Below are 6,379 nucleotides of genomic sequence, written 5' to 3' on the forward strand. Positions count from 1 at the left end.
CAGGCGGGGATCCGGAAGGTCAGGCCGCGTTGGTTACGAACCGCCCGTCCGACTGGTCGAGACGACGGCGGATCTGGGTTATCACCATCGAATCGTCGGGTACACAGTTTTCATAGGTGAGGAAGTCGCCGGCCTTGACCGGCTTCACCACCTTGGCGCGCTCGGCAAGGCCGAGCGGCAGGGCGCCCTTGGCGCGCGCGTCCTCCCAGGTCATGGCGAAGCCGCGATAGTCGTTCTCGCCGATCATGCCGAGCGACTGTCCGGTGCCGAGATTGGTTTTGGCGACCGCCACAGCCTCGGCAACCGGATGGTCGAGCGGCTCCATGTCGGCGCGCTTGTAGACCACGGCGCGCGCCGCCGACAGCGGCACTTCCAGGCTGGTCAGGTGATAGGGGCGGAAGATCGTGAAATAGGGACCCTTGCCGACCTTGAGGTCGATCATGCGCTCCAAGACGCGCGGGTGCTTGGTCTCGATGATGCAGAACACGCCAGGTGCCACACCCTTGCCGATCGAATAATCGACCACGCCCTTGCGATGCAGCACGCCTCCGTCCTCGCGCGGGCAGAGCACGCTGGCCAGCTCCTCCAGCGTCGCCGTCGGGCCGTGCATGCCCGGCACGTCGGGCACCAGGCCGGTGGCGTTGGCGATCGCCACCATCTCGATCGCCGTCTTCGAGCCGTCGACGAACTCGACCAGCATGCGCGCATTCATGTTGCGCTCGGCCGCCTCCTTCTCGTAGTCGGCGGGCACTGCGTCGAACTTCAGCGGATTGTTCTTGCCCTTGCCGGCGGCAACGATGTTGAAGCCAAGACTCTTGGCGAAGCCGATGATCTCCAGCGTGCAGGCTGGTTCGTCGCCGGCCGCGCCGGTGTAGACCACGCCGGCCTTGCGCGCTTCCTCTTTCAAGAAACGCCCGATGGTGATGTCGGCCTCGACGTTGAGCATGACGATATGCTTGCCGTTCTTCATCACTTCGAGCGCGAACAGCGTGCCGATGTTGGGATTGCCTGTCGCGTCGATGATGACGTCGATGCGGCCGGCGGCGGCAAGCGCGTGCAGGTCCTCGGTGACGGCAATCTTGCCGGCCTCGATGGCGCGGTCGATGGCCGAGGCATTGGGTGCCTGCACGATGTCGGAACGGTCGTGGCCGGCGAGAAGCGCGGCGTCGATCGCCGCCTGCGGCCTGACTTCGGAAATGGCGCCGATGCGCATGCCCGGCATGAGTGCTACCTGGACGACGATATCCGTTCCCATCTGCCCGGCGCCGGCGAGCCCGATGGTGATCGGTCCCTGTTTTTCAGCGCGCTGCAGGAGTTCCGCTGCGAATTGCGGATGGGACATGTCGCTTCCTCCGGTTCCGGGCGCCGCCGCGCCGCGATCATCGTTTGAACATTCCTATTTCTATTTGAAAAATATTTCAACCGGCATTTCGGCAGACGCTGCATGAACTTTTTGATGCTGGCGGGACAGCGCGCTGTCCTGCCCGTCCTCCGCAGCAGCCGCGCTGCAGGACCGGACATCTCCCTCACAAGGAGGGAGATTAGCCGTCGCGCCATCTTCGCTATTTTTTCAATGTTGCAGGAGTGAGCGGAGCGCCCGAACTGCCAATCTCCCCCCAAAGTGGGGGAGATGTCCGGCAGGACAGAGGGGGGCGCGAGGGATCGCGGCGCTGCTATTCCGCACCGCTGAGCAGCGCTGCGCTCTTGTTCCGCTCCGGGATCATAAGACAGAGAAGCGCCGCTCAAAAATACCCGTCGGACGCGGCGGTCGCTTCCTTCGGGATCTCCACCCCGTCGACCAGAATCTTGTCGACCAGTTCGTGGTGGAAGCACACCAGCCCCTTGATGCGCTCAGCCTCGTGCACCGGCTCCGGATAATACCAGACAAGGTTCTCGTGCCGCTTCTTGGGGGTCGTCACATGGTAGTAGTTGGAGATACCCTTGTAGGGACAGCGCGAGATGTAGCGGCTGGGCGAGAACATATCGAGCCGGGTATCCGATATCGGCAGATAATGGCGCACCGGGTGGCCGGTCTCGAACAGGAACACGCCGCGCCGGGAGTCGGCGACCTGCTCGCCGTCGAGAATCACCTGGACGCGCCGCGAAGAAGGCAGGCAGTCGACGCGCCGGAACGGATCGCGGGCATGGACGAAGATCTCCTCGTCTTCCTCCCACCAATGCGTCATCTTCGGCCAGTAAAAAGAGATGTAGTCCGCGATCGGCGGGCAGCCCTTGACCGGATCGAGATAACGCCAGGCGCCATCCTCGACCAGCGTGATACCGGTATTCAGCGAGTAGTGCGTGGCGACACCCTTGAACGGATCTTCCGTGGTCGTCCTGCCCGGCAGCAGGAACTCCTCGCGCACGTCGCTCATCGGGAAGTAGTAGACCGGCAGATGGTCGCTCTCATAAAACACCAGCGCCTTGGTGGTGTCGGCAACGATCATCGGTCCGACCTGCACGCGCAGCCGTTTGGGTGAGGGCATGGTGAAGGCGACATAGCCCGGCTCGAACTCATATTGCACTATGTTGTCGAGCAGCGGGAAATGCGGCCCGCGGCCGCGCAGATGAGGCTTGCGAATGGTACTCGTCCTTTTCTCGTCGTTTGCCGCCAGGTTCTTGCGCGCAATCATGATCAACCTACCGATACGCGATCGAGCAACAGCCCGGCGGCGATCGGCGGCAGGCCGCTGACGTTCTTGCGCACCGGCACGAGCAGATCCGGGAAGTAGCTGAAGATCACCGGGGTCTCATCGAGCAGCAGTTTTTGGATGTCGGAAGCGGCCTTGCGTTGTGAGTCGAAGTCGAGCGCCTTGAGATAGCCGGTGACTAGCCCGTCATAGGTGGCGTTCTTGAAATGCGCGGCGTTCCACGGGCCGTCGCTGACCAGTGGGCTTTTCAGAAAGACGTTCGGCACGCTGCGGTGCGCGTAGTCGGTTATGCCGAGCGGGCTGTCCAGCCAGTCCGACTGGCCGAACACCGCCTTGCCGTAATATTTGTCCTGGTCCTCGATGTTGAGCGAGATGCGCGCGCCGATCTCCTTGGCGAAGTTCTGGAATAGCTGCGCGTAGCCCGGAATGTCGGAATAGCGCAGCGTGGTCAGCGTCATGTCGAAGCCGCTGGCGAGGCCGGCGGCTTCCATCAACTGCTTGGCCTTGGCGATGTCCTGCGTGCGCTGCGGCACCGATTTGTCGGTGGCGGGGAAGGCGGGCGCGAACGGGCTGTCATTGCCGGTCGCCGCCATGCCGCGGCAGAGACCGTCGACCAGCTTGGAGCGGTCGATCGAGAGCGCCAGCGCCTGGCGTACGCGCTTGTCGGTGAAAGGCGCCATGTCGCAGCGCATATGGAGCTGGCGATGCGCGGTGGACGCGACGCGCAGTACCGTGATGTCGGGATTGCCGAGCACCACCTGGCTGACGTCGAGCGGGATGGCGTCGAGCACGTCGACCTCGCCGGCCTGCAGCGCCAGTATGCGCGGCTGCACGTCGGCGTAGAACTTGAATTCGAGCCGGTCGGGCAGCGCCTTCTCGCCCCAGTAGTCGGGATTGCGCACGAAGCTCGCGCCGACCTTCGGCGTGTAGCTTTCGAGCCGGAACGGGCCGGTGCCCTCGAAGGTCTTCTCGTAGTCGCCCTTGTAGCTCGCCGGCAGGATGACGGCGTTGTAGTTGTCGATCGACACCGAATAGGGAAAGCTGCCGTTCGGCGCGTCGAGATGGAATTCGACGGTGTGGTCGTCGACCTTGCGCGTGCCGCCCTTCGACAGCAGGCCCTTGAACACCGACAGCGCGTTGGAGGCGCCGTTCGGATCGGCAAGCCGATCGAAGGTCGCCACCACGTCGTCGGCCCTGAAGTCCTCGCCATTGTGGAATTTCACGCCCCTGCGCAGCTTGAAGGTCCACACACTGCCGTCGGCGTTGGGCGACCAGCTTTCCGCCAGCACCGGCTTCAGCGTGAGATCCGGCTGCGTCACGCACAGGAATTCGGCCGTCTGGAAGACGAGCTGGTAGCTGCCGCTGTCATAGAAGGTCACCGGGTCGATGGCGCCGCCGGGCACGGCGACGCCAGCGCGCACCGTGCCACCCGGCTTGCCTTCGGCGCGCGCCTCTGGAGCGTCAAGGCCGATCGCCGAGGCGATGCCGCCAAGCAAGGGCAGCGACAGGCCGAGCACACTGCCATGGCGCAGGAATTCACGCCGGCCGATCCGGCCGGCAAGCAATTCGTCGATAGCGGAATTCTCGATTGCGCTGAGATTTCCGCGAGCGGCGTCGATCGTCCTGAAATGCTTCGGCATGGCTGCATTCCTTGGCTGGCGTGGGGCTTTGCCATCTAGTTCATTGTTGACCACGGCCGAAAAGCGATATTTTTTGATGAGGGCCATCGGAAACTTCGATCGCCGCCAAGCCGGAAGCGAAAACCATGGATACCGAGAATCTGCGCAGTTTCCTCGAGGTCGCGGAGCATGGCAGCTTCACCATTGCCGCCCATCGGCTGAACCTTGCCCAGTCCACCGTCAGCGCGCGCATCCGCGGGCTGGAAGAACAATTGGGGCGCAAGCTGTTCGTCCGCGACAGCGACGGCGTCACGCTGACGCCGGCCGGCCGGCAGTTCCTGCCGCATGCCTCCACCATCACCCGCACCTGGGAGCAATCGCGCCAGGACATCGCCGTTCCCGATGGCTACGAGATGCTTCTCAGGCTCACCGCGCCCGCCTATCTCTGGGACAGCATCACCTCGCCTTGGATCAGCTGGATGCGGGCGAAGCGACCGAATGTCGCGCTGCGGCTGGAAGGCAGCTTTCCGGATCTCGCGATCGACCAGATGGCCGAAGGCCTGCTCGACATCTGCATCCTCTATCTGCCCAAGCCGCATCCCGGCATCGTCTATGAGACATTGGCCGTCGACCAGGTGGTTCTCGTCCAGCATACGGCGCAGGCCGGGCCGTGGACGCAGAATTACATCCTGATGGACTGGGGGCTGGAATTCCGCGTCGAGCACGACCGCGTCTTTGCCGGCAGGGTGAAGCCGGCTATCTCGGCCGGGCTGGTGTTCATCGGCCTGCAGCACGTGCTGTCGCAACGGGCGGCCGCCTATCTGCCGCTAAGCGCCGTCAGCGCCCATATCGAGCGGGGCGAGTTGAGGCGCGTCGAGGATACGCCGGTGTTCCAGCGCCCGATCTACCTTGCCTATCCGGAGAACCCGGCATCTTCGGATGCCCTCGACATCGCCCTGACCGGCCTGCGCACGCTCGCCAGGAACCTGTCCGGCGATCAGGCTTTCGCGGAGAGCGACCGCGCCTTCAGCATGGCAGGTGCGGCGGCATTCTGACGGCGATCACGCCGGCTCCACTGCCTTGGGTTTCTGCAGCCGTGCCAATTCCTCGAAAGGAATATGGCATCGGATGGTGTGGCCGGCCTCGGCCTCGGTCAGCTCCGGCTCCTGCGTCTCACAGATCGCGCCGATCTTGCGCGGGCAGCGCGTGTGGAAGACGCAGCCTGTCGGCGGGTTGGCCGCGCTCGGGATTTCTCCGTCGAGACGGATGCGCGACCTCTCCGTCCGGTCGAGTTTCGGCACTGCCGACAACAGCGCTTCGGTGTAGGGGTGGTGCGGCCCGGAAAACACCGCTTCCGACGGCCCGAATTCCATGATGCGGCCGAGATAGAGCACGGCGATCTTGTCGGAGAGATAACGCACCACGCCGAGGTCGTGCGAGATGAAGATGTAGCTGACGTCCTGCTTCGACTGCAGGTCGGCCAAAAGGTTGAGGATCGCCGCCTGAACCGAGACATCGAGCGCCGAGGTCGGCTCGTCGCAAACGACGATGCGCGGATCGCCTGCGAAGGCGCGCGCGATCGCCACGCGCTGCTTCAGGCCGCCCGAGAGCTGGCGCGGCTTGACCGCGAGATGGCGGTCGGTGAGCCGCACCGAGCGGACAAGCTCATCGAGGCGTGTGTCCAGCGTCTTGCCGGTGAGCCCGCCCAGCCGTTTCAATGCGCGGCTGAGGATGTGCCGGATCGAATGCGAGCGGTTGAGCGCCGAATCCGGATTCTGGAAGACGATCTGCACCGCCTTGACCTGGTCCTCCGAGCGGCTTGCAAGCCGCGGCGCCAACTCTCTGCCCTCGAGCTCGATGCTGCCGCCTTCGTCCGGCGGGACGAGGCCGAGCAGCAGCCTCGCGAAGGTGGTCTTGCCGCTGCCGGATTCGCCGACCAGGCCCAGCGTCTCGCCGGGCCGCAGGCTGACCGAGACATCCTTCACCGCCCTCAGCGGACGGCCGTGGCTGGCATAGGTCTTGTTCAGCCCCTCCACCTGCAGCATCGGCGGCGCCTGCTTCGGGGCGACGGTGGGGACCTCGGCGGGCGTCGCGCGCGGCAGCGACTGC

At 64.5% G+C, this 6,379-nt stretch carries 5 protein-coding genes; 1 reads left to right on the forward strand and 4 read right to left on the reverse strand.

Features of this window, described 5'->3' with window-relative positions; translation table 11 throughout:
* Positions 1-19: 19 nt before the first annotated feature.
* From DH10_RS05300 to DH10_RS05310, 3 genes are all read right to left on the reverse strand, one after another.
* Entirely contained in the window at positions 20-1,342 is a 1,323-nt protein-coding gene (locus DH10_RS05300) for an NAD(P)H-dependent oxidoreductase (protein ID WP_192254664.1), read from the reverse strand.
* A 400-nt stretch (positions 1,343-1,742) separates the two neighbouring features.
* Positions 1,743-2,633: a DUF427 domain-containing protein gene (locus DH10_RS05305; RefSeq protein WP_192254666.1), complete on the reverse strand. Its 891-nt coding sequence runs from the start codon at positions 2,631-2,633 to the stop codon at positions 1,743-1,745.
* A gap of 2 nt (positions 2,634-2,635) precedes the next feature.
* A complete protein-coding gene (locus DH10_RS05310; RefSeq protein WP_192254668.1) occupies positions 2,636-4,291 on the reverse strand; it encodes an ABC transporter substrate-binding protein in 1,656 nt (551 codons plus the stop codon).
* Between the two features lie 125 nt (positions 4,292-4,416).
* Between DH10_RS05310 and DH10_RS05315 the strand changes: the two genes are divergently transcribed.
* The gene (locus tag DH10_RS05315) at positions 4,417-5,325 is read left to right on the forward strand and encodes a LysR family transcriptional regulator (protein WP_192254670.1); all 909 of its coding nucleotides are present in this window, start codon (positions 4,417-4,419) and stop codon (positions 5,323-5,325) included.
* A gap of 6 nt (positions 5,326-5,331) precedes the next feature.
* On the opposite strand, the gene DH10_RS05320 is transcribed toward DH10_RS05315, so the two are convergent.
* Positions 5,332-6,379, reverse strand: a 1,048-nt coding sequence (locus DH10_RS05320) for an ABC transporter ATP-binding protein (RefSeq protein ID WP_192384374.1), incomplete at its 5' end; no start/stop codon positions are given.

Source organism: Mesorhizobium silamurunense (assembly GCF_014843825.1).
Lineage (GTDB): Bacteria > Pseudomonadota > Alphaproteobacteria > Rhizobiales > Rhizobiaceae > Mesorhizobium > Mesorhizobium silamurunense.

Excerpts from the sequence above, each read along its gene's own strand:
- DH10_RS05305 (WP_192254666.1), bottom strand. The coding sequence starts at position 2,633 with ATGATTGCGCGCAAGAACCTGGCGGCAAACGACGAGAAAAGGACGAGT.
- DH10_RS05300 (WP_192254664.1), bottom strand. The coding sequence starts at position 1,342 with ATGTCCCATCCGCAATTCGCAGCGGAACTCCTGCAGCGCGCTGAAAAA.
- DH10_RS05310 (WP_192254668.1), bottom strand. The coding sequence starts at position 4,291 with ATGCCGAAGCATTTCAGGACGATCGACGCCGCTCGCGGAAATCTCAGC.
- DH10_RS05315 (WP_192254670.1), top strand. The coding sequence starts at position 4,417 with ATGGATACCGAGAATCTGCGCAGTTTCCTCGAGGTCGCGGAGCATGGC.